This is a genomic window from Actinomadura macra NBRC 14102 (assembly GCF_001552215.1).
Taxonomy (GTDB): domain Bacteria; phylum Actinomycetota; class Actinomycetes; order Streptosporangiales; family Streptosporangiaceae; genus Spirillospora; species Spirillospora macra.
On sequence record NZ_BCQT01000002.1, the window covers coordinates 425820 to 448995 of the forward strand.

The window sequence follows — 23176 nt, forward strand, 5'->3', positions numbered from 1 at the left end:
CGGTGTGCGGAGTGCCCGGTGAGAATGACGCTTGTTTCGTACAGTGTCACGGATCACACTTGGCAGAGAGCGCACATCCGATCCTGGAGCGGTTTCCGCTCCCAGACCGTCCGGGCCCGGGGGCGCTCACGGGGACCGAGAGAACCGAACGCGGGACTGACGTGGACGAAAGCGGGGCAGGAGCCGCCGCGCCCATGAGCCGGGAGGGCGTCGACCATGCCCTGCGCGGGCTCCGGGAGGAGCGGGAGCGGATCGCCGCGTCCCTCCTTGACCTGGACGGGCACCATGGCAGCCGGTTGCTGAAGGGCGCCAGGCTCGCCGGGGAGACGTGGCGTCGCTGGGACGCGGCGCAGGCGCGGCTGGCGATGCTGTGGCGGTTGTTCGACGCCTACCAACGCGTCCTGGACACCGCGGTGGAGTTGCGCGAGCGCTCGGCCCGGCTGGACGCGGCGACGCTGATGGAGCTCACCGGGATGCTGTCGGGGCTGTCGGTGGAGATGCCCGACGGCGAGATCCCGCTGGAGGCGCGCACGCTGCTCGGCCCGCAGCAGCGCCGGGTGACGCTGGACGACGCCGTCACCCTGATGTCGGAGGCGTACACGTTCGTGGCCGGGGAGATCGCGGCGGCGGACGCGGCCTGGACGGCGCTGCTGCTCCCTCTTGAGGAGGCCGAGGAGGGGTGGCGGGAGACCGCGCGGCTGGCGCACTCCCTGGACGGCACACGTCATCCCGAGCTGGACCGGCTGGGCCGGGAGCTGACGGCGCTCGGCCGGCTCATCCGCACCGACCCGCTGTCCCTCGTCCGGGACGGGCACGCCGACACCGCCCGGCTCGACCGCGTCCGGACCACCCTCGGGGGACTGCGCGTCGAACTGGCCGGGGTCGCCCGGCTGCGCGACGACTACGCCGGGCTGAAGGCGCAGCTCGTCGCGTCCATCGAGCATGTCGAGGAGACCGAGCGGCGCGCCCGCGCGACCTACGAGGCCGCCATCGCCAAGATCGAGTCGCCGCTGCTGCCGGAGCCGTCCGGGGGGCTCGGCACCGGGCTGCGCGACCGGCTGGCCGCGCTGGAGCGGCTGCGGGAGGCCGAACGCTGGGTCGAGATGGCCGGACGCGTCGCCGAGCTGGAGCGCGCTGCCGAGGACGCGGCGGAACGAGCCAGGAGCGACCTGCGTCTCAGTGCCGGACTGCTCGACCGCAGGGGTGAGTTGCGGGGACGGCTGGAGGCGTACCGGGCCAAGGCCGCGCGTATCGGCATGGCCGAGGACGAGACGCTCACCCGCCTGTACGGGCAGGCCCGTGACCTGCTGTGGACGGCGCCCTGTGACCTGCGCGCGGCGACCGTCGCGGTGGCGGAGTACCAGCGCGCGATCAGGGCGAGCGAGAGCGAGACGGGGACCCGGCGATGACCCGATGTGCCCAGGACGGTTGTACGGGCACCGTCGAAGCCGACGGCTTCTGCGACACCTGCGGCATGGCCCCGCTCGCCGAGCCCCCACCGGTCGACCCGTCTCTCCCGATGAGCGTCCAGTCGTCCGTAGGCGGCTCGTCCGTCAGCGGCTCGTCTCTGGGGGGTCCGTCGCTGGGCAGCTCGTCCTTGGGTAGCTCGTCTTTGGGTAGCTCGTCGGTGGGCAGTGCCGTGACGTCGCCCGCGGCCGCGGGGCTCCCGGTGAGCGCCGCACCAGACGCTGGCTCGGCCCCCGGCGGCTCCGGCGGCTCGGCCTCCGGCGGCTCTGCCGGCTCGGGCGGCTCCGCAGGTTCGGGCGGTTCGGGCGGTTCGGGTTCGGAGGGTTCCGGGTCAACGGCCGTTTCCGGGCGGACGGCCTCGCGGGGCGGCGGGCGCGGGACGGGCTCCAGCGGCTCGTCCAGGCGCGGGATGCTCGGCGCCGGGCTGGTGGAGGTACCGCCCGTCCCGACCCGCGACCCGGCGTCCGCGATCATGAAGGACCCGCAGGTGCCGGAGAGCCGGCGCTTCTGCAGCCGCTGCGGCGACAAGGTCGGCCGGGGCCGCGACGGGCGCCCCGGGCGCACCGAGGGATTCTGCACCGGCTGCGCGCATCCGTTCTCGTTCGCCCCGAAGCTGCGCCAGGGCGAGCTGATCGCCGGGCAGTACGAGGTGCTCGGCTGCCTCGCGCACGGCGGGCTCGGCTGGGTGTACCTGGCCCGCGACCACAACGTGAGCAGCCGGTGGGTCGTTCTCAAGGGGATGCTCGACGCCGGGGACCTCGACGCGCTGTCCGCCGTGACCGCCGAGCGGGCGTTCCTCGCCGAGGTCGAGCACCCCAACATCGTCAAGATCTACAACTTCGTCCAGCACGCCGACGCGGGCTACATCGTGATGGAGTACGTCGGCGGCCGGTCGCTGAAGGAGATCCTGCTCAGCCGCCGCGACACGGAGGGGGAGCAGACGGCGCTGCCCCTCGGCCAGGTGATCGCCTACGGGCTGGAGGTGCTGAGCGCGTTCGGCTACCTGCACGGTGTCGGGCTGCTGTACTGCGACTTCAAGCCCGACAACGCCATCCAGTCCGAGGAGCAGCTCAAGCTCATCGACCTCGGCGGGGTGCGGCGCGCGTTCGACTCCGACAGCCCGATCTACGGGACGCCCGGCTACCAGGCGCCCGAGATCGGCTCGGCGGGGCCGTCGGTCACCTCCGACCTGTACACGGTGGGACGCACCCTCGCGGTGCTGAGCTTCCCGTTCCGCGGCTACACCGGGCGGCATCTGCGCAGCCTGCCGCCCCGCGAGGAGGTGCCGCTGTTCCAGCGGCACGAGTCGTACCACCGGCTGCTGCGCCGCGCGACGCATCCCGACCCGGTGCGCCGCTTCCAGAGCGCCGCCGAGATGGGAGAGCAGCTCACCGGCGTGCTCCGTGAGGTCCTGTCGGCCGAGGACGGGCGGCCGAGACCAGCGGCCTCGCCGCTGTTCGGGCCCGCGCAGCACACGGCCGGCGCCGAGATCATCGACATCGGACGCGCCGACCTGGAGGGTGCCCGCGTGAACGGCAGGGGTCTGCCCGTCCTCGCGCCGCTGGAGGCCCACGCGGCGGCCGTGGCGCTGCCCGTCCCGCTGGTGTACGGGCTGGACCCGGCGGCGGGGTTCCTCGCCGGGCTCAGCGCCGGCGACCCGGGCGATCTCGCCACCGCGCTGGAGTCGGCCCCGGTCGCGTCCCGCGAGGTCAAGCTCGCGCTCGCGCGGGTGCGGATCGAGCTGGGCGAGCTGGACGAGGCGCATACGCTCCTCGACGGCATCGCCGCGGACCAGCCCGACGACTGGCGCGTCGACTGGTACCGCGGCGCCCGCGCCCTCGCGGACGGGCGCGCCGAGGACGCCTCGGCCGTCTTCAACGACCTGTACGACCTGATGCCCGGTGAGCAGGCGCCCAAGCTCGCGCTCGCGTTCTGCCACGAGCAGCGCGGCGACGCCGCGAGCGCCGCCCGCTTCTACGAGACGGTCTGGCGCACCGATCCGGCGTACGTGAGCGCCGCGTTCGGGCTGGCCCGCGTCCTGCTGGCCACCCGCGACCGGGCCGCGGCCCTGCGGGTCCTGGACGCGGTCCCCCGCAACTCAAGCCACCACCTCGCCGCCCAGCTCGCGGCGGTCGCGGTGGCCGTGCGCGGGCGTCGCGCCGGGGACCTGGACGCGGCGACGCTCGCCGAGGCCGGGCGGCGTCTCCAGGCGCTGGTGCTGGACACCGGCCGGTACGCGGCGTTCGCCATCGAGGTACTGGAGGCCACCGTGGCCTGGCTGCGCGCGCAGGGCGACCCGCCGAGGCCCGGACGGCGGCAGGAGATCCTCGGTGTCGCGATGCGGGAGTCGAGGCTGCGGGGGAGGCTGGAGGAGTACTACCGGGTGCTGGCCAAGCTGGCGGACGGTACCGGGCAGCGGCACGCGATGGTCAAGCGGGCCAACGCCGTACGTCCGAGGACGCTCTTCTGACCCCGTCACCCCGATGCGACCCCCGACGCAGCCGCCGCGAACGCAGCCGCCCGACCACACCAGGGAGCACGGCACATGAGCGACCTTCCCGAGTTCACGATCCGAGTCGACCAGAACCCTTACCTGCCGGCGGGTGCACGGGAGATGCACGCGATCGTCTCCGTGGAGGCCCGTTCGTCGGCCCGGAGGGGCACCGGCACCGCGTCCGGCGACCCGTTGGGTGGCGGCGCCGACGCGGTGCCGGAGCCCGCGCGCGGCGCGGCGGCCGCCGAGATCATCATCATCGACACCTCGGGGTCGATGTCCTACAGCGGGAAGATGGCCGCCGCCAAGCGCGCCGCCCGCGCCGCCGTGGACGTCCTGCGCGACGGCGTGTACTTCGCCGTGATCGCCGGCGCCAACCAGCCGCGGATGGTCTACCCGCAGGGCGAGCGGCTCCTCCAGGTCAGCGACAAGACGCGGCGGAGCGCCGCCAACGCGATCGGTCGGCTGGACGCGGCGGGCGGCACGGCGATCGGGTCGTGGCTGCGGCTCGCGGACCGGCTGTTCGCCGAGCACGGTGACGCCGTCCGGCACGCCATCCTGCTCACCGACGGCAAGAACCAGCACGAGAGCGCCGACGAGCTGGACGCGGCGCTGGGGCAGTGCGCGGGCGGGTTCCTCTGCGACGCACGCGGCGTCGGCACCGACTGGGACGTCGCCGAGCTGCGAAAGATCACCTCGGCCCTGCTCGGCGGCTTCCTGGACGTCCCCGACCCGGCGGACCTGGAGGCCGACTTCCTGAGGATGACGCAGACCGCGATGGGCAAGGAGGTCGCGGACGTGGCGCTGCGCGTGTGGACGCCGCAGCAGGCCGAGCTGCGGTTCGTCAAGCAGATGGTGCCCACCGTGGAGGACCTCACCGGCCGCCGCTCCTCGTCCGGGACGCAGACCGGCGACTATCCGCTCGGCGCGTGGGGCAGTGAGCAGCGCGAGTACCACCTGAGCGTGGAGGTGACGCCCGGCGATGTCGGACGGCAGATGCGGGCCGCGTGGGTGAAGCTCGTCGTCCCGGGAAGGGGCGGGGACCCCGAGCAGGTCCTCGCGGCCGGCAACATCCTCGCCGAGTGGACGGACGACGAGGGCAAGTCCACGCGGATCAACAATCGCGTCGCCCACCACACCGGGCAGTCCGAGCTGGCCGAGGCGATCCAGGAGGGCCTGGAGGCGCGGCGGGAGGGCGACGAGGACACCGCGACCGCCCGGCTCGGCCGCGCCGTCGTGCTGGCCCAGCGGGTCGGGAACGAGCAGATCGCCGGGCTGCTGGACCGCGTGGTGGACGTCCTCGATCCGGAGACGGGCACGGTCCGGTTGAAACGTGAGGTCTCCAAGGCCGATGAGATGTCGCTGGACACCCGGTCCGTGCGGACGGTGCGGACGCGTCAGGGCGAGACACCCCCGGCCGAGGACGGGAGCTGAGGTATGCCGGTCTGCCCGAGTGGGCACACGTCCGCGTCCGCCGACTACTGCGACGTGTGCGGCGACCTCATGGACGGTGCTCCGCGCGCCGAGTTCCCCGCCGAAACGCCATCGTCCCCGCCCTCACCGCCGTCCCGGGCACGGCCGTCGCCCTCGCCGCCTCCGTCTCCGCAGGCGTCACCCGCGGAGGCCGTGTGCCCGCGCTGCGGCTCGCCCCGCTCCGGCCGCTTCTGCGAGGTGGACGGGCACGACTTCGAGGCGGGCGGAGCGCACACGGTCGCGATGTCGGCCGTCCCGGCGTCACGGATCCAAGCCGCCGGGCAGGCCGCCGGGCAGGCTGTCGGGGGCGCTACCAGCGGGCCGGGTACGGACGTCCCGGCGCCCAGGGTGGGCGCTGCCTCGGAGCCGCCCGGTTCGGAGCCGTCCCGGCCAGATATCGGCCGGCCAGACACAGGCCGGTCAGACACGGGCTGGTCGGTGCTGATCTGCGCCGATCGGGACTACTACAACTCGGTGATCGCGCTGGAGGGGCCCGACTCCACGGCGCTGACGTTCCCGCCGTACTGCCCTGATCGTCGCGTCGCGCTGTCCGGAGACGAGGTGCGGATCGGACGGCGCAGCACGTCCAGGGCGCTCCTGCCGGAGATCGACCTCAGCACGCCCCCGGAGGACCCCGGTGTCTCGCACATGCACGCGGTCCTGCTCCGCCAGCCGGACGGCACCTGGGCGCTGGTCGACCCCGGTTCCACCAACGGAACGACCGTGAACGGCGGAACAGAGCCGATCGCGGTGAACGTGCCGGTCCCGATGGGTGACGGAGACCGCATCCATGTCGGTGCCTGGACGACCCTCACGCTGTCTCTGGGAGAGAGCCCGCCATGACGACGACATCTCCGCGGACGGTGACGCCCAAGGCCCGTCCACTGGAGAAACCCACCGGCCCCGTCCCGGAGCCGCGCCGCGGCCGCCTGGTCACTTTCGTCCGGGGACGATGGTTGCGGACCATCCCCGGACAGATCCGCGCCTACGTGGTCGTAGTCCTGATCGCCGTCGCGGCCCTGCTGGCCGTCCTCAGCGTCGCGATCGGGAACGCCCGCGACTCCGTCCAGACGATCGGGCACGACTCGGGCCCGCAGGTCGTCGCCACCAGCGCGCTGTACTTCGCGCTCAGCGACATGGACGCGCAGATCTCCAACATCCTGCTGATCGGCCGCGAGCATGACCTCGGCATCGGCTACGACGAGTCCCTCCGCGTCTACGAGAAGCGCCGTGCGGAAGCGGACAAGGCCGCCGTGCGGGCCGCGCAGCTCGCCGGGCGGGACGCGGACCTGGAGCTGACCGTCCAGGAGGTCCTTGAGGGCCTCGGACGGTACGAGCGGCTCGTCGGCGAGGCCATGCTCCTCGACCGGCAGGCGAAGCACCCGCCGGGCGAGCTGCCGGCGCAGGTCGTCGAGGCGTACCGGCAGGCGACCGACCTCATGAAGCTGGAGATCCTGCCGAAGGCGTACAACATCACGCTCGACAGCGGTGCGAACGTCCGGCAGGCGTACGAGACGAAGCGTTCGGCCGTGCTCTCCGGACGCGCGTGGGTCGTGACGACCGGCGCGATCGTCCTGCTGCTCCTGCTCGCCGGGCAGGTCTTCCTCGCGCGGACGTTCCGCCGGGTGATCAACCCGGCGCTGGCGCTGGCCACGCTCGCCACGGTCGCGCTCGTCGGTGTCGCGACCGGCCTGCTGTCGGCGCAGGCCGAGCACATCAAGACGGCCAAGCAGGACGGTTTCGAGTCGGTCCTCGCGCTCTCGCGGGCCCGCGCGATCAGCCACAGCGCGTTCGCCGACGAGAGCCGCTACCTGCTCGATCCCGGACGCGCCGACACCTACGAGCAGACGTACCTCGACAAGTCGCTCGCTGTCCTCTACCCCGACATGGGTTCCAAACCGGTGAACCTGGAGAACTACTACGCCGGGCTGAAGGAGACGGTCCGCACGTACGTGCCGGGCAACGAACCCGTCCCGTTCCTCGGCTTCTTCGGGGACGAGGCGCGCGCGAGCACGCGCGGCAAGGCGGGCGAGACGTTCCGGCAGGTGCTCGTGTCCTACGAGGTCGTCCTCGACAACGACAGGCGGATGCGGGAGCTGGCGGCCAAGGGCGACCGCGCCGGGGCCGTCGACCTGCGCATGGGGCTCACCTCCAACGCGATCCTCAACTTCGCCGCCTACGACGCGAAGCTGGGCTCGCTGACCGCCGTCCACCAGCAGGCGTTCAACACGGCGATCTCGGACGCCGACGGGGGGCTGCGCGGCTGGATCGCGCTGCCGCCGGTCGCCGCGGCGGTCATCGCCCTGCTCGCCGTCGCGGGGGTCCGCCCCCGGCTGGCCGAGTTCCGCTGACAGGGGCCCGCCGGACGGGCCCCGCTCTGACAGGAGGTGAGCCGATGCGCGTCACCCGCGCCGCCGCGGCGGCGGCCGGTGTCCTGGTCGCCGTGGCAGGGCCGTCCGGCTGTGGCCTGGACGGATCGGGGCCCGACACCATCGCCGGGAAGAAGTCCCTGGTCATCGGCGTGAAAGCCGATCAGCCGGGGCTCGGGATGCGCCGTTCGAACGGGACCTACGAGGGCTTTGACGTCGATGTCGCTACCTATGTCGCGGGGCGGCTCGGCGTGCCGGCCGGCCGGATCCGGTTCAGCACGACGAACTCCTCCGTCCGGGAATCGGCGCTGGCCTCGGGCCGCGTCGATCTGATCTTCGCGACCTACTCGATCACGGCCAAGCGCAAGAAGGTGGTCACGTTCGGCGGGCCGTACTATGTCGCGCACCAGGACACGCTCGTCCGCGCCGACGCCGCCATCCGCGGCGTCCGTGACCTGAAGGGCAAGCGGATCTGCGAGGTGACCGGGTCGAACTCGTGGCGGCGGGTCGTCGAGGAGCGCAAGATCGCGGCGAAGCCGGTCACCGTGCCGACCTACGGCGCCTGCATGGACGCCCTGTCCGCAGACCGCCTGGACGCGGTCTCCACCGACGACCTCATCCTGGCCGGCTTCGCCGCCGGCCGCGGCGGAAAGATCATCAATGCGCCGTTCACGGACGAGAAGTACGGCGTCGGTCTGAAGAAGGGCGATCTGAAGGGCTGTGAGCTGGTCAACCGCGCCATCACCCGCATGTACCAGGACGGGACGGCCGAGCGCCTCCTCGCCAAGTGGTTCGGCAACTCCGGTCTCAAGCTGACGACCAGCGTCCCCCAGTTCGAGGGCTGTACCTGACGGGCCTGTACGCGACGCGCAGGTGCGGCGTGCCGCCATCACCACGCGGACGTCACCCGGGCGTTACTGGGTCGTGGTGGAGGGGAACGCGCCAATCGCCTCGCGGAGCGTGTCGTAGATCGGGATGAACTTGTCGATTCCGGTGATGTGGAAGACGCGCTGGACGCGCGGCGGGAGCGCGACGAGCGCCACGTGGGTCTCGCTTTCGAGGGCGCGGCGGTTGGCCGCGACGATGGCGTTCAGCCCGGTGGAGTCACAGAACGTGACCTCTCGCATATCGACGACCAACGGGCCGCCCGCGTCCACGACGTCGAAGAGCGTCTCTTCGAAGCGCGCCCGGGACACCACGTCGATGTCGCCCTGTACGCGGACGAGGGTGCATCGTTCGTCATACATCAGGTGGATGTCGAAGTCCATGGTCACCTCACGCCCCCACACGAACGGGCACCACTGGCCCGTCACAGGTGACTCCTCAGGATTGCGCACCGGTGTCCGCATTCCAAGCACTTCCTGGTAAAAGGACCAGGTCGCCGGGCCATGCCCCGGACCGTAACGTCCGGACCCGCGCCCGGGCCGGGTGCCCGGGACGGCCACCGCGGCCGGTCCCTGTGGAAACGGGCGCAACAACCTACCGAAGAGGAACTTACTTGATGGTAAGAATGGCGGTTCGATTGGATCACCCGTCCAATGGCGTCGGACGGCCTGTTTAAGCTCCCGGCCCAGTATAAGCTCACCGGTACCGCCGTGACCTGCGACAGGGCCATTCTTGACCTGCCCGGCTCGGGGAAAAGCAGGCGGTGACCAGGGCCCGGATCAGCGCAGACGTTACAGTGGCGGTGCCGAATTCGGGAGGCTGGGTGTTCTACACGTTCATGACGCGCGTGGTGCGTCCGATCCTCTGGCTGCTCTTCCGCCCGCGGGTGGAGGGTGGCGAGAACGTGCCCAGCTACGGGCCGCTCATCGTGGCCAGCAACCATCTGTCGTTCATCGACAGCTTCATCATCCCGCTGGCCGTCCCGCGGCCGGTGACCTACATCGCGAAGGCCGACTACTTCGAGGGCAGCGGGCTGAAGAAGGGCTTCGTCCGCTGGTTCCTCACCAACCTCGGGCACGTGCCGGTCCGGCGCGGCGCCCGGCGCGCGGCCATGGGCGCCCTGGAGCAGGCCGCCGAGATCCTCGACAACAGCGGAGCCTTCGCGATCTACCCCGAGGGCACGCGCTCCACGGACGGGCGCCTCTACCGCGCCCGCACCGGGGTGGGCTGGCTCGTCCTGACGTCCGGCGCCCGCGTCCTGCCCGTGGCGCTGGAGGGCACGGAGAAGATCCAGCCGATCGGCGCCTCGCTGCCGCGCGTGTTCGGACCCCGCCCCACCGTGCGCATCGGGCCGCCGATGGACTTCTCCCACTACCGCGATCTGCCGCCGGCCAAGGCCCGGCGTGCCATCGCCGACGAGATCGCCGAGACGATCCAGAAGATGTCCGGCCAGGAGTACGCCGGGGTCTACAACGAGCGCGCCGACCAGAGGGAGTGATCGCCCGGCGGGCCTCGACGTCCACCGGCTCCGGCTCCGGCTCCGCGGTCGGCTGTCGCCACCGGGTGTCGCCGGTCGGGTGTCGCGACCGAATGTCGCACCGGATCGTCCTGAGGGCGTGTCGTCTGCGGGGACTTGCGCGGTCTGCGCCGTAAGGTCGCCCGCATGGCCCACAGGCTCCTCCCGATCACGCTGCTCACGACGTTCACCTCGGTCGCGGCGGCCGCCGTGGCGGGCTGTGGCGGTGGCGACGAGCGCGCCCAGCCCGTCCGCGGCACCGGCCGTGCCGTGCTCGCCGGCGGCTACACCTCCGCCCAGCTGGAGCAGGCGCTGCTCATCGAGACCCCCGGCTACACGCGCAACGGCGAACCCGACTCGGGCGAGTACGGCGCGCTCAAGGCGTTCCAGGACCTCGCGCAGCTGCGCCGCCAGGTGACCGTCGACAAGCCGCGCTGCCAGAACGGCGGGACGGGCGGTGCCGGCGGCCCGGTCGGCAACGTGGAGGCGGACGTCCCCGCGGCGCTCGCCGCGTTCACCAGGCGCGACGGCCAGATGGTGACCGAGACGCTGATGGGGATGTCGGCCGCCGAGGCCGACAAGCAGGTCGGCGCGCGCGTCCCGCCGGGCTGCCTGACGTTCCGCACGAAGGTGGGCCGGCAGTGGTCCGAGCACCGGGTCGTCGAGACGCCGCAGGGCGACATCGGTGGCGGCTCCCGGTCGATCGGTGTCGCGACGACCACCGGCCGTGACCGCACCTACACCTGGTACGTGGTCTTCAAGGACACCCGTTACGTCGGGACCGTCAGCGTCTTCGGCCCGAACGCCACCCGCCAGGAGGCCGAGCGGCTCGCCCGCGAGTCGCTGGTGCAGGCGCGGCGGATCCTGGGCTGAAACCGCACTCGCGGCGTGTCGCGTCCAGCGGATACCGTTCCCTTACGCGGCGCACCCGAGGTGACCGCCGCGCGCCGTGCGACGACCGAGTACGTGAGCCAGTGGGGGTCCCTTGATCGGCAAGGAGGGCCGGGTCACCGGCAAGATCGGTCCGGGCCTGGTCGGTGAGGTGATGATCCCGATCCGCGGCGGTGTCGAGGCGTTCTACGCCCACCCGGTCGATCCGCGCGACGAGATCGGCGTCGGGACGATCATCGTCGTGGTCGAGTACCACCCGCCCCGCACCGTGTACGTGGCCCCCGCGCTCGGTCTGTAACGAACTCGTCTGTAACAAAACGGTCCAAAGGCGAACCGATCAGGCTCTACCTGCGTCTAGGGGGAAACGCGCACCCGCGTCCAAGCGGAGAGGAGGCCGAATGCCCGTGGTCGTCGTGGCGATCGCCGTGGTCGTCGCCGTCATCGTGCTGATTGTGCTGTTCAAGATGGTCTGGCGGGTCGCCGAGCCCAACGAGGCCCTGATCATCTCCGGGCTGGGCGCCAGATCCAAGCCCATCGACGGTCTGGACAGCCTCGGATTCAAGATCGTGACGGGCAAGGGCACCTCGGTACTGCCCGGCTTCCAGGTCGCCCGCAGGCTCCGGCTCGACAGCCGCGCCGCCAACCTGGAGGTCAACTGCGTCACCCAGCAGGGCATCCCGGTCAAGGTCCGCGGCGTCGTCATCTACAAGGTCGGTGACGACTTCGTCTCGATCGCCAACTCCGCGCGCCGCTTCCTGGAGCAGCAGGGCTCCATGGACGGCGCGATCCACGAGCTGTTCACCGGCCACCTTCGCTCGATCATCGGCGGCCTCACCGTCGAGGACCTCATCCTCAACCGCGAGCGCCTCACCAGCGAGACCCGCGGGTCCGCCGCCGACGAGATGAGCAAACTCGGCCTCGTCGTGGACTCGCTGCAGATCCAGGAGATCGACGACGAGACCGGCTACATCACCAACCTGGGCCGTCCGCACGCCGCGAAGGTCGCCTCCGTCGCCCGCATCGCCGAGGCCGAACGCGACCAGGAGGCCACCCAGCGCGAGCAGGAGGCCATGCGCGAGAACGCCGCGGTCATCCGGGACACCGAGATCAAGAAGGCCGAGTACGAGGGCCAGGTCAGCCAGGCCGCGCAGCAGGCCCGCCAGGAGGTCATCCTCAAGGAGACCCGCAACGCCGAGCTGGAGGCCGAGCGGACCGAGAAGCGGCTGGAGAGCGAGGTCCGCAAGCCGGCCGACGCCCGCGCGTACGAGCAGGTGAAGCTGGCCGAGGCCGACCGCGAGCAGCGCATCGCCCAGGCCCAGGCCGCCGCCACCGAGATCCAGCTCAGGGCCCAGCGGGAAGCCGAGGCCACCCGCCTGCTCGGCGAGGCGGAGGCCGACGCCATCCGCCGCAAGGGCCTCGCAGAGGCCGAGGCCATCAAGGCCCGTGCGGAGGCGCTCGCCCACAACACCGACGCGGTCATCGCCCAGCAGCTCGCCGAGCAGTGGCCCGAGATCGTCGAGGCCGGCGCGCGGGTGTTCGGCAACGTCGACAACATGGTGGTCCTCAACGGGGCCGAGGGCATCGAGGACATGCTCGCCAAGGCCCTCACCCTGGGCGGCACCGGCCTCGGCGTCGCCCGCCAGCTCCTGGCGGGGATGAGCGGCGGCAACGGCCAGAACGGGTCGGCCACCTCCACCGCCTCCATCCCCACCGTCCCGTTGGAAACCCCCAAGCAAGACTGAGGTCTTTCGCCCGCCCCACCCAGGCCCTGCCGGACTTTCCGGCAGGGCCTTCGTGACGACGACACCCCCATAGACTTCGTTCATGTCCGTCCCGCGGCTCGCCGTCACCGTCGACCTTGTCGTCCTCACCGTGCGGGAGCAGCGGCTCTGCGCGTTGATGTGGCGGCGGGACCGGGCGCCCTACGACGGGGCGTGGTCGCTGCCCGGCGGCTTCATCCAGCTGGAGGAGGACCTGCCGGTCGCGGCGTCCCGGCTGATGGCGGAGCGGGCCGGGCTCGCGGACGTGCGGATCCACCTGGAACAGCTCGCCACCTACGGGTATCCCGACCGCGACCCCCGGCAGCGCGTGGTGAGCGTGGCCTATCTGGGGCTCGCTCCTGATCTGCCCGCCTCCAGCCGCGCGCAGGTGCTGTGGACGGCCGTGGATGACCTCATCCACCATGACCGGGCGGCATTCGACCACCGGCGGATCCTGTGCGACGGGGTGGAACGGGCCCGCGCCAAGCTGGAGTACACCTCGCTGGCCGCCGCGTTCTGCCCGCCCGAGTTCACGGTGGCGGAGCTGCGGCGCGTGTACGAGATCGTCTGGGGCACTGTCCTGGACCCGCGGAACTTCCACCGGAAGGTCACCGGGGCGGACGGGTTCCTCGTCCCCACCGATCGGACGACGACCCGCGACGGCGGCCGCCCGGCCCGGCTGTACGGGCGGGGGGACGCCGAGCAGCTCCGGCCCCCGATGCTGCGCCCCCCGCCGGAGCGCCGGGTGGTTTGACCTGGGCCGATGTACCGAGCATGGTGAGCGCGTTGCTAGGTTCTCACCCTATGAACGGTGACTCGTCCGAAGTGTTGGGACTCCTCGTCCGGGACATCGGCGACGCCGGCGTCGCCGAGATGGCAGATTCGCCGGGCCTCGCGGCCGCCGTCGACCAGCACGTGGCGAGCCTCCGGGAAGAGCTCGGCAGCCCCGACGAGGACGAGCTCATGGGCTATCTACGGGATTTCGCGGAGGACGCCTTCAGGCGGGGCTGGTGGCCGCACAGCACCCGGGACTGGGAGTTCGTCCGGATCGTGGCCGTCTGCTGGCTGATGCGGCAGGTGGCGGACCGCTAGACGACCGGCCGCCGGGTGCCGCACGGGCGGCCGTAGGCTGGTGTCGACCACCCATGTTCACCTGGAGGACAACGGTGTCCGAAGTAACCACTCCCCGCTTCCGATCCGTCCTCGACCGGTTCGTGGCCTACAAGCCAGGCAAGGTCGTGGTGTCGCCTGAGGGGCGCTCGTTCAAGCTGTCTTCCAACGAGTCGCCGCACGGGCCCCTGCCGTCCGTCCTGGACGCGATCGGGGAGGCCGCGCGCAACATCAACCGCTACCCCGACAACAACGCCACGGCGCTCAGCGAGGCCATCGCGTCGCACTGCGGCGTCCCGGTCGACCACGTCGCGGTGGGCTGCGGATCGGTGGGAATGACGCAGATGCTCCTGGAGGCCGTCGCCGAACCCGGCGCGGAGGTCGTGTACGCGTGGCGCTCGTTCGAGGCGTACCCGCTGCTGGTGGCGCTGTCGGGCGGGACACCGGTCCAGGTGCCGCTGCGCAACGAGACGCACGATCTCGCCGCGATGGCGGACGCGATCACCCCCCGCACCCGGTTGATCTTCGTCTGCAACCCGAACAACCCGACCGGGACGGTCGTCCGCCGCGCCGAGATCGAGGCGTTCCTGGACCGCGTCCCCGCGGACTGCCTTGTCGTGCTGGACGAGGCGTACCGCGAGTACATCCGAGACGAGGAGGTCCCGGACGGCCTGACCCTGTACGGCGACCGGCCGAACCTGGCGATCCTGCGCACCTTCTCGAAGGCGTACGGGCTCGCGGGCCTGCGGATCGGCTACCTCGTGGGGCACCCGCTGGTGGCGGGAACGATCCGTAAGACGTTCCTGCCGTTCAGCGTCAACTCCGTCGCGCAGGCGGCGGGCATCGCCTCGCTCGCGGCGACCGACGAGCTGCTGGCGCGGGTCGAGGGCACGGTCAAGGAGCGTGACCGGGTCCGCCGCGGGCTGGTCGACGACGGCTGGACCGTACCGCCGACGGAGGCGAACTTCGTCTGGCTGCGGCTCGGCGACAAGACCATGGAGTTCTCGGACGCGTGCGATGCGGAGGGCGTCAGCGTCCGCCCGTTCGCCGGGGAGGGAGCGCGCGTCTCGATCGGCTCTCCGGAGGAGAACGACGCCTTCCTGGCCGTCGCGAGGGCCTTCCACCACCGGAACTGATGACCCGGCCGGCCGACTCGCGGCGCCCCCCGCCGTCGGCCAGTAAGGCGCTGTGGGCCGGTGAGGCGCTGTCGGCCGGAAGGCGGGCGCCCGGCCGCTCGGCTTCCTCACGCCCCCGGACCGGCACGTGTCCGGGGGCGGTCGTGTCAGCCTGTGGTGGCCTTGGGCCCGAGTTTCTCGACGATCAGGCGGTAGAGCTGGCGGGGACGGCCCGGCTGCGGGGTCCGGTTCGGGGGGAGCGGCCAGGCCAGGCCCTCCTCGACGAGGGTGCGGAGCAGCCGGCGGGCGGTGCGCGGGGTGACGCCGAGCATCTTGCCGGCGTTCTCCGCGTCCACGATCAGCGGCTGTTCCTGGTCGCCGAGCTTGTCGGCGAGGCGCGCAAGGATCTCCAGGCCCTTGGGTTTGGCCTGCGGCTGGCTGCGTGGGGGCGTGCGCGGCGCGGGGACGAGCGCCCGGCCGTCGCGGTCGAGCGCGAAGCCCTGCGCCCGCTGCGAGCTCTGCGACCGGGCCAGCGCCGCGCGGGCGTGGTTCTCCGCCTCGTGCGCCGTCCGTCCCATGCCGATGCCCACCTCGATGGCGAGCCCCAGCTCCTCGCGGACACGCTCGACGAAGGGCGGCGTGCGGAAGCCCTCGGTGGACGCGGTGACCGAGCCTCGCGTGGCGATGACCAGGTAGCTGTGGTCGTCCAGCGGCCATACCGAGGCGTTCATGCGGTGCGCCTCCTGGAGCAGCACCCGGTGCAGCGCGAGTTTCAGCTCGTCGCGCCAGTAGCGCGGGGTGACGCGGCGCGGCGTCTCGCGGAGCGTCGGGACGTCCACGAGCACGACGACGAGCTGCGACTCCTCCAGCCGGTGGTGGGCGCCGAGCAGCGCCGCCGTCTGGAGTGAACTGCGGATGGCCGCGCCGGTCGGGCGGACCCGGATGGTCGGCACGCCCGCCATCTCCATCCGTTCCGCCGTCGCGTGGACGCAGGTCATCGCGACCGTCGTCGCGCCGCGCCGCCACAGCCGCTCATGGAAGGCGGCGAGCGTTCCGGGCCCGGCCGCCTCCTCTCGCAGGTGCACCTGTTCGGTGCCCAGACTGATCTCGGCGTACGCCTCTTCGACCTCGGCCCGGCCGAGCACGTCGATGCTCACGCGGGACGGGTCGAATCGTTCGTCAAGGGAGGCGCGCAGCAGCGCGCCCTGGAGTGCGGCGCCGTTCAACGGGACGTAGGTGGCCGGCATGGTCAGCACGCCCGCCTTGCGGGCGAAGTCGTACGGCACCGGGCTGGCGAACAGACAAACGTCCACGCCCGATCCCAACCGTACGACCTTGTCGGCCGCTTCCTGTTCGTCCCGATATGCGGCAGCCACTAGCCGGCTCGGTACCGGTGTGGGGCCGTGGCCCATCAACATGACCCTTTCGACAAGGTCATGCGGACCCACGACGCCGATGGTGAGATCGGGTGTCACCGATCCCGTTCGTGCGGCCGTCATCGATGATCGCTCGCTTCCGGTCCATCCTCTCGGCGGGGGTCCCCCGCCCATGCGTTCGCGCACGCTTCGCCCAACGGTTGACTCATGGCTTGTCGCCCCTGCCTTCTGACCCAGCACCGCAGTTCCCGTGCGATTCGTTCCTCAGTGGGCAGATCGGGTCAGGGCGACGATGTGTGACGCCCAGACGCGAAATCGAATCAAGAGTGCGGCGAAAAAGTAACCTACGCGACCCCCTGGTCAGTAATTTGTCACCATTCGGCCAGCCTTGATCCTGCATCTTCGGTCGTCCGAAGTTGAAAAACAAGACCCGAAAACACCGCTAGGGCCCTTCCCTGACGCTGTTGTGCACACAGGGGACCCTTGCAGTGTCTGTTTGGTTTACGCGCGGGCCGAAAATCGAACGTACTGTTGCCTGGACGCCCGGAAAGACGAGTGATCCGTTCGGACGGCCCTCACGCTCCGAAGCGGTGATTTTTTACCGCGTTACGGTCGTGCATACCGGGAGCGTTCCAGAGATTACATCCCAGGTCAGGGGTGCGCCAGAGCAGACAGAGAACCGTCACCTCGCAGCTATGTGTAGTGGGAAGGTGACGCCATGCTGAAGGGTTTTGGAGTGGGGGGTAACAGCTCCGGTAAGGACCCACTTGAAAGTTGGTCAGGTCTGGCGGCCACCCCCGGCCACTTGCGGCCGTTTGTCGAACCGCGAGTGACCACCCGGTCGGCTGTGACGCTCCGTGCCAGCGCGCCCGTGTCCGAGTCACCCTGCGGGCCCCGCCGAATCGGGCCCAGACGGCCATCCCGCCCCATCGGGTAGACCGTCCGGACCCGCCCTCGAACCGACTCTCGAACCGACTCTCGAACCGCTTCGGTCCGCTTCGCGGACCGACCCGCCAACCGGACCCGAACCGGGTCAGTCCGCTTCGCGGACGATCTCGGCGCCCAGCTGGGACAGGCGCTCGGCCGTGTGCGCGTGGCCCCGGTCGAGGTAGTACGCGGAGGTGATGGTGGTCTCGCCCTCGGCCGCCAGGCCGGCCAGGACGAGCGCGCTTCCGCAGCGCAGGTCGTGCGCCTCGACCTCGGCGCCGCGCAGGCCGCGTGGCCCGTTCACCTTGGCGCGGTTGCCGTCCACCTCGATGTCGGCGCCCATCTTGCCGAGCTCCTCGGCCAGCTTGAACCGGCCGTCGAAGATCCGCTCGTAGATATAGGACGGGCCTTCGGCCAGGCACGACAGCGCCATGATCGGCGACTGGAGGTCGGTGGCGAAGCCGGGGTACTCGTCGGTGATGACGTTGATCGGGCGGAGCGTCCGCTCGCGGCGGACCTGGAGGACGGCGCCCTGCTGGTGGAACTCGACGCCCATCTGCTCCAGCTTGTCCGCGGCGACGCCGAGGTGCTCCAGGGTGGCGCCGACGAGGTTCAGATCGCCGCCGGTGATCGCGGCGGCCATCACGAACACGCCGGCGTCGATGCGGTCGGGCATCACGGTGTGCTCGACGGCGGTCAGCTCGTCCACGCCCTCGACGGTGATGAACCCGGTGCCGCCGCCGCTGATCTTGGCGCCCATCGCCTGCAGGATCGCGATGTTGTCCAGCACCTCGGGCTCCAGCGCCGCGTTCTTGATCAGCGTGGTGCCGTGGGCCAGCGCGGCCGCCATGATCAGGTTCTCGGTGCCGGTGTGCGAGGGGGTGTCGCAGTACAGCGTCCCGCCGCGCAGGTCGCCGGCCTTGATGTGGATGATCCCGTCGCCGTTGTCGGCCACGTGCTCGGTGACCGTGGCGCCCATCCGCTTGAAGCCGTTGTAGTGGAAGTCCAGGTTGCGGCTTCCGAGGTTGCATCCGCCGACGCCCTCGATCACGGCCTCGCCGAGCCGGTGCAGCAGCGCGGGGACGAACAGGAACGAGCCGCGGAACCGGGAGGCGATGTCGGCGGGGAGCACCGGTGTGCTGAGCGAGGACGCGTCGATGACGAGCGTCCGCTCGGTCTCGTGCAACTCGGCCTTGGCGCCGATGGCCCGGGCGAGCTCGACCGCGCGCCGCACGTCCTCGATGATCGGGACGTTCCGCAGGACCGTACGTCCCGTGGACGCCATCAGCGAGGCACCGATCATCGGCAGGACGGCGTTCTTGGCCCCCTGGATGAAAACGGTGCCTTGCAGCTGCCGGCCTCCGCGCACGCGGTAGCGAACCTCATGGCCCATGCTCATCTCCGCCTTACTCCTTCTCGGGTGCGGTCAACGGTGTCTACCGGATCAAGGTGTCACCGGATCAAGTGGGACTACGGCGGATCACAAGGGCCGAGCGCCGAACGGTGTCCCCCCTCTGCGCCAACGCGACCCAAGTAAACCATCGAGCCGGGTGTGAGGTGTCCGGCCCGCGCCACCTCGGCGCCGGTCTGCTCGCTTAGATACCCGGCCCATCGCAAAGGTTCGGCCTGGCGAGCAAATTCGGCCCCCGGACGTGCGGGTCCGCGCCCGCCGTTAGGGTGATCTTCATGGACGAGACGCCCGGCTGGGACGCCATCGACGCCGCGCTGCGCCCCCTTTACGGGGACGTCAAGCCCTACCATCTGGCGTCGGTGGTGAAGTGGTCGCTCGGCGGCCCCGATCCGCTCGACGGCATCAGCATCTACGCGCGGACCGAGCCGGTGCCGCACTGGCATCTCATCTCCTACGGCATGTCCGAGCTGTACGGCAAGCAGGAGACCAGCGACCCGGACGAGTCGGGCTGGGGCTTTGAGTTCACGTTCCGGGTCGTGCGTGACCCGGCCGAGGAGACGCCGCCGATCTGGGCGGCGAACCTGCTGCAGAACCTCGGCCGGTACGTGTTCCACTCGGGCAACTGGTTCGAGCCCGGCCACCACATGAGCGTCAACGGTCCGATCGCCGCCGAGCGCGAGGGCTCCGACATCCGCGCCGTCGCCTTCGTCCTGGACCCGGAGCTGGCGGAGATCTCGACACCGCACGGGCGCCTGAAGTTCCTCCAGGTCGTGGGTCTCGCGACAGAGGAGTACGAGGCGATCCGCCAATGGAACGCGGCATCCTTCATGGAGGCGCTCGCCCCGTATCTGCCGCTGTTCGTCACTGACGTCGACCGGGGCTCCCTGCTCGCCCGTCCGGAGCTGGCGCGCACCGTCCGGGAGGGCGTCGACCGGGACGGCTCGAACAGCGGCCTGCTGTACGTGACCACCGCGCACTGGACGCGCGGCGCCTACGGGACGACGCTGCGGCTCGGAGCGCTTCAGGCCCCGGCCGTCGCCGAATCCCTGCGCGGACGGCTGCCCTTCGGACGTGAGTTGCTCCTCCAGACCGACGAGACGCTGCTGACGTTCCGCCCGTCCGACGCGTTCGCGGTGGAGGAGCCCGAAGATGGTGTGCTGGTGGTGCACGTCCCGCCCGCCGCCCTGGACGACCTCGCCGACACGCTGCGCCCGACCGCGGGCAGCAGGCCCGTCCGCGCGTTCCCCGGCCTCACCGTCGAGATCGTCCCCACCGCCATGCGCGACCGCTACGGCAACGAGACCGGCGAGGTCGTCGGCTGAGGCCGGGGGGCATCGCTCACCCGAGACTCGCTCAGTCGAGCCCGTCGGTCAGGCGAGCCCGTCGGTCAGTCGAAGGTGCGGCCGGTGAGGCGTTCGTAGGCCTCGACGTACTTGGCGCGGGTGCGCTCGACGATCGCGGGTGGCAGGGACGGCGGCGCCTCGCCGGACGCGCGGTCCCAGCCTGACTCGGGGGACAGCAGCCAGTCGCGGACGAACTGCTTGTCGAACGACGGCTGCGCGTGGCCGGGCTCCCACGCGTCCGCCGGCCAGAAGCGGGAGGAGTCGGGTGTGAGGACCTCGTCGGCGAGGACGAGCTCGCCGTCCGGCGCCCAGCCCAGCTCGATCTTGGTGTCGGCGACGATGATGCCGCGCTCGCGGCCGAGCTCGGCGCCGCGCCGGTAGACCGCGAGGGTCGCGTCCCGGAGCCGGGCGGCGACGTCCGCACCGACGGCCTGCTCGACCTGCGCGAACGTCATCGCCTCGTCATGCTCGCCGACATCGGCCTTGGTCGTCGGGGTGAAGATCGGCTCGGGCAGCCGGGAGCCGTCCGCGAGGCCGGGCGGCAGCGGGATCCCGCAGACCGCCCCCGTCGCCCGGTAGTCGGTGAGACCGGAGCCGGTGAGGTACCCGCGCGCGACGCACTCGACCTTGACCATGTCGAGCCGGCGGGCGACGACGGACCGGCCGGCCCACTCCGCGGGCGCGCCCTCCGGCAGGTCCGTGGAGAGGACGTGGTTGGGCAGCAGGTCCGCGAGCCGCTCGAACCACCACAGCGAGAGCTGGGTGAGGACGCGGCCCTTGTCCGGGATGGGGGTGTCCAGGATGTAGTCGAACGCCGAGATCGTGTCGCGGGCCACCATGAGCAGCTCGCCACCGGGCAGCTCGTACAGATCCCGGACCTTGCCGCTGTGCAGGTGCTTCACGTGGCCTCCAGGATGTCGACGGGGTCGCCGAGCGCGAGCGGGCCCGGCGTGCGAGGGGTCCCGTTCTGCCCGAACATGATCCCCTGGTCGATGGTGCGGTAGGTCGCGAGGGTCCGCAGCGGCTCGCGGCCACGCTCGCCGGTGTCCTGGTCGGTGGTGGTGAGGACGCAGCGGCTGCACGCCTTGAGCAGCTCGATCACCGTCTCGCCGACCCGCAGCAGCCGGACGGAGTCCTCGGCGTACGCACCGAGCCCCTCGATGACGAGGTTCGGCCGGAACCGGTTCATCGGGAGCGGCTCGTCCAGCCGCCCGTTGAGGTCGGCGAGCGACTCGGCGGAGATGACCAGCAGCGGATACCGGTCGGCGAACATCAGCTCGTCGCCCTGGGACGTGGCCCGGCGGCCGGTGAAGCGCACCAGCCGGCAGTCGCGGTCCAGGAGGGCGGAGAACCAGGCGTCCGCCTCGTCACCCTGCCCGATGCCCTGGCAGTCGTGCCGGTGGATGATCACGTCCAGGACGGGGCCGTCGTCCACCACCTTGTGGACGAGCGGCGCCATACCCGGCGCGTTCACCGTCAGGACCGTGCCGTCGTACGACGGTCGCATCAACGCCATCGGCGCGAGCTCCCGCTGCGACAGGAACCGCCCCTCGGGTGTGACGAGCATGAACTCGCGGTCGTACCGCAGCCCCCGGGCGGTCAGCTCGGCGGAGGTCAGCGACGTGCCGCGGCCGCTCTTGAGCGGGTAGACGTTCAGCTCGGTCAGGGTCGCCGGCAAGGTCCCTCCAGCGGGGCTCGGATGCGCTCCACGGACCCCCCCATGGTCAGGCGAGGGCCGTCAGACGGTCGAAGACGGGGGTGAGGCGTTCGACGAAGCGTTCGGGCCGGCACACCGCGTCCAGGCGCGCCTCGTCCAGGGTGAGGCCGGCCTCGGCGGCGCGCTTGCGCAGCGTCTCGCGGAAGGGGACACCCGTCTCCCATGTCTCCATCGCAGCCCTCTGGACGAGCGGGTACGCCTCGTCGTCGCGCGACATGCCCGCCTCGACCAGCTCCAGCAGCACGGTCGAGGTGTAGATCAGCCCGCCGGTCGACTCCAGGTTGGCCTTCATCCGCGCCTCGTCCACCACCAGGCCGGACATCAGCCTGTTGGTCAGGTTCAGCATGTAGTCGAGCGCGACGGACGCGTCCGGCAGCGCGATCCGCTCGGTGGAGGAGTGCGAGATGTCGCGCTCGTGCCAGAGCGGGATGCCCTCCAGCACCGGGACGATCTGCGCGCGGACGATCCGGGCCATCCCGGCGAGCCGCTCGGAGATGATCGGGTTCTTCTTGTGCGGCATCGCCGACGAACCCTTCTGGCCCTTGCCGAACGGCTCCCACAACTCGCGGACCTCGGTGCGCTGGCCGTGCCGGACCTCCAGCGCCACCGCCTCGCACACCGTCGCCATGATCGCCAGAGCCGAGACCCACTCGCTGATGCCGTCGCGCATGACGACCTGCGTCGAGACGTCCGCGCTCTTCAGCCCGAGTTTGCGCGCGACATGCAGCTCGACGGCCGGGTCGATGTTGGAGTACGTCCCGACGGCGCCGGAGATCGCCATCACGCCGACGGCCTCGCGGGCGCGGCGGAGCCGGTCGCGGGAGCGCGCCATGGCGAACGCGAAGTCCGCGACGCGGTGGCCCCACACGTCCGGCTCGCCGTGGATGCCGTGCGTCCGGCCCACCCGCAGGGTCGCCCGGTGCGCCAGCGCGTGGTCGCGCAGCGTCGCGACGAGCGCGTCGGCCTTGGCGAGCAGGATGTCGGACGCCTCGACGAGCTGGAGCGCGAGCGCCGTGTCGAGCAGGTCGGACGAGGTCATGCCGAAATGGACGTACCGGGCCGCCTCACGCGGCTCGGTGTTGTCCGCCCACGCCGACAGGAAGGCGATCACGTCGTGCTGCGTGACCGCCTCGATCTCGTGCACCGCCTCCGGTGTCGGCGGCGGCGCCTTGCGGACCGGCTCGACCACCTCCGGCGGGATCGTGCCGGCCTCGGCGTGGGCCTCGACGACGAGGACCTCCACCTGGCACCACAGCTCGTATTTGTGCGCGTCGCTCCAGACGCGCCCCATCTCCGGAAGTGTGTACCGCTCAATCACCCGA

At 71.3% G+C, this 23176-nt stretch carries 21 protein-coding genes; 14 read left to right on the forward strand and 7 right to left on the reverse strand.

Annotated features, from left to right (window positions below; translation table 11 throughout):
* The first annotated feature begins 194 nt into the window (after positions 1 to 194).
* Positions 195 to 1409 carry a hypothetical protein gene (locus AMA02S_RS03235; RefSeq protein ID WP_067451202.1) on the forward strand — a complete coding sequence of 405 codons (1215 nt, stop codon included), beginning with the start codon at positions 195 to 197 and terminating at the stop codon, positions 1407 to 1409.
* On the opposite strand, the gene AMA02S_RS45250 is transcribed toward AMA02S_RS03235, so the two are convergent.
* Positions 1372 to 1941 (reverse strand): hypothetical protein, encoded by a 570-nt coding sequence (locus tag AMA02S_RS45250; RefSeq protein WP_439951578.1) that lies wholly within the window; start codon positions 1939 to 1941, stop codon positions 1372 to 1374. The genes AMA02S_RS03235 and AMA02S_RS45250 overlap by 38 nt on opposite strands.
* Between AMA02S_RS45250 and AMA02S_RS03240 the strand changes: the two genes are divergently transcribed.
* The 5 genes from AMA02S_RS03240 to AMA02S_RS03260 all read left to right on the forward strand — a co-directional run bounded on the left by AMA02S_RS03240 (position 1877) and on the right by AMA02S_RS03260 (position 8654).
* Positions 1877 to 3937 carry a serine/threonine-protein kinase gene (locus AMA02S_RS03240; RefSeq protein WP_067451205.1) on the forward strand — a complete coding sequence of 687 codons (2061 nt, stop codon included), beginning with the start codon at positions 1877 to 1879 and terminating at the stop codon, positions 3935 to 3937. The genes AMA02S_RS45250 and AMA02S_RS03240 overlap by 65 nt on opposite strands.
* Before the next feature lie 75 nt (positions 3938 to 4012).
* Positions 4013 to 5395, forward strand: a complete 1383-nt coding sequence (locus tag AMA02S_RS03245; protein ID WP_067451208.1) for a vWA domain-containing protein — start codon at positions 4013 to 4015, stop codon at positions 5393 to 5395.
* A 3-nt stretch (positions 5396 to 5398) separates the two neighbouring features.
* Complete coding sequence (locus tag AMA02S_RS03250; protein ID WP_067451211.1) at positions 5399 to 6277, forward strand: FHA domain-containing protein; 879 nt, start codon at positions 5399 to 5401, stop codon at positions 6275 to 6277.
* Positions 6274 to 7785 (forward strand): GlnX family signal transduction membrane protein, encoded by a 1512-nt coding sequence (locus AMA02S_RS03255; RefSeq protein ID WP_245667325.1) that lies wholly within the window; start codon positions 6274 to 6276, stop codon positions 7783 to 7785. Before AMA02S_RS03250 ends, AMA02S_RS03255 begins: the two co-directional genes overlap by 4 nt.
* Before the next feature lie 44 nt (positions 7786 to 7829).
* Positions 7830 to 8654, forward strand: a complete 825-nt coding sequence (locus AMA02S_RS03260) for a glutamate ABC transporter substrate-binding protein (RefSeq protein ID WP_067451214.1) — start codon at positions 7830 to 7832, stop codon at positions 8652 to 8654.
* Between the two features lie 63 nt (positions 8655 to 8717).
* Here AMA02S_RS03260 and AMA02S_RS03265 read toward each other — a convergent pair whose 3' ends face one another.
* Entirely contained in the window at positions 8718 to 9116 is a 399-nt protein-coding gene (locus AMA02S_RS03265; RefSeq protein ID WP_245667326.1) for an STAS domain-containing protein, read from the reverse strand.
* Between the two features lie 395 nt (positions 9117 to 9511).
* Between AMA02S_RS03265 and AMA02S_RS03270 the strand changes: the two genes are divergently transcribed.
* From AMA02S_RS03270 to hisC, 7 genes are all read left to right on the forward strand, one after another.
* Positions 9512 to 10186, forward strand: a complete 675-nt coding sequence (locus AMA02S_RS03270) for a lysophospholipid acyltransferase family protein (RefSeq protein WP_067451217.1) — start codon at positions 9512 to 9514, stop codon at positions 10184 to 10186.
* A 165-nt stretch (positions 10187 to 10351) separates the two neighbouring features.
* On the forward strand, positions 10352 to 11077 hold the full coding sequence (locus AMA02S_RS03275; protein ID WP_067451220.1) for a hypothetical protein: 726 nt from the start codon (positions 10352 to 10354) through the stop codon (positions 11075 to 11077).
* Between the two features lie 112 nt (positions 11078 to 11189).
* A complete protein-coding gene (locus AMA02S_RS03280) occupies positions 11190 to 11393 on the forward strand; it encodes an NfeD C-terminal domain-containing protein (protein WP_067451224.1) in 204 nt (67 codons plus the stop codon).
* Positions 11394 to 11493: 100 nt separating this feature from the next.
* Positions 11494 to 12837, forward strand: a complete 1344-nt coding sequence (locus tag AMA02S_RS03285) for a flotillin family protein (protein ID WP_067451227.1) — start codon at positions 11494 to 11496, stop codon at positions 12835 to 12837.
* 82 nt (positions 12838 to 12919) lie between these two features.
* Positions 12920 to 13609 carry an NUDIX hydrolase gene (locus AMA02S_RS03290; protein WP_067451230.1) on the forward strand — a complete coding sequence of 230 codons (690 nt, stop codon included), beginning with the start codon at positions 12920 to 12922 and terminating at the stop codon, positions 13607 to 13609.
* A 50-nt stretch (positions 13610 to 13659) separates the two neighbouring features.
* Entirely contained in the window at positions 13660 to 13947 is a 288-nt protein-coding gene (locus AMA02S_RS03295; protein WP_067451233.1) for a DUF6401 family natural product biosynthesis protein, read from the forward strand.
* A 53-nt stretch (positions 13948 to 14000) separates the two neighbouring features.
* Positions 14001 to 15101 carry a histidinol-phosphate transaminase gene (gene hisC / locus AMA02S_RS03300; RefSeq protein WP_067451236.1) on the forward strand — a complete coding sequence of 367 codons (1101 nt, stop codon included), beginning with the start codon at positions 14001 to 14003 and terminating at the stop codon, positions 15099 to 15101.
* Positions 15102 to 15247: 146 nt separating this feature from the next.
* Here hisC and AMA02S_RS03305 read toward each other — a convergent pair whose 3' ends face one another.
* Both AMA02S_RS03305 and murA read right to left on the reverse strand, forming a co-directional pair.
* Complete coding sequence (locus tag AMA02S_RS03305) at positions 15248 to 16579, reverse strand: transcriptional regulator (RefSeq protein ID WP_084264482.1); 1332 nt, start codon at positions 16577 to 16579, stop codon at positions 15248 to 15250.
* 910 nt (positions 16580 to 17489) lie between these two features.
* Positions 17490 to 18776, reverse strand: coding sequence for a UDP-N-acetylglucosamine 1-carboxyvinyltransferase (gene murA, locus AMA02S_RS03310; RefSeq protein WP_067451571.1), 1287 nt, complete (start codon positions 18774 to 18776; stop codon positions 17490 to 17492).
* A gap of 293 nt (positions 18777 to 19069) precedes the next feature.
* Between murA and AMA02S_RS03315 the strand changes: the two genes are divergently transcribed.
* Positions 19070 to 20116 carry a suppressor of fused domain protein gene (locus AMA02S_RS03315; protein ID WP_067451574.1) on the forward strand — a complete coding sequence of 349 codons (1047 nt, stop codon included), beginning with the start codon at positions 19070 to 19072 and terminating at the stop codon, positions 20114 to 20116.
* Between the two features lie 65 nt (positions 20117 to 20181).
* Here AMA02S_RS03315 and AMA02S_RS03320 read toward each other — a convergent pair whose 3' ends face one another.
* From AMA02S_RS03320 to purB, 3 genes are read right to left on the reverse strand one after another with little or no spacing between them, the layout of a single operon-like run.
* On the reverse strand, positions 20182 to 21039 hold the full coding sequence (locus AMA02S_RS03320; protein ID WP_067451237.1) for a phosphoribosylaminoimidazolesuccinocarboxamide synthase: 858 nt from the start codon (positions 21037 to 21039) through the stop codon (positions 20182 to 20184).
* Entirely contained in the window at positions 21036 to 21815 is a 780-nt protein-coding gene (locus AMA02S_RS03325; protein ID WP_067451240.1) for an MOSC domain-containing protein, read from the reverse strand. The genes AMA02S_RS03320 and AMA02S_RS03325 overlap by 4 nt, the downstream gene beginning before the upstream one ends.
* 46 nt (positions 21816 to 21861) lie before the next feature.
* Positions 21862 to 23172 carry an adenylosuccinate lyase gene (gene purB / locus AMA02S_RS03330; RefSeq protein WP_067451244.1) on the reverse strand — a complete coding sequence of 437 codons (1311 nt, stop codon included), beginning with the start codon at positions 23170 to 23172 and terminating at the stop codon, positions 21862 to 21864.
* Positions 23173 to 23176 lie beyond the last annotated feature (4 nt).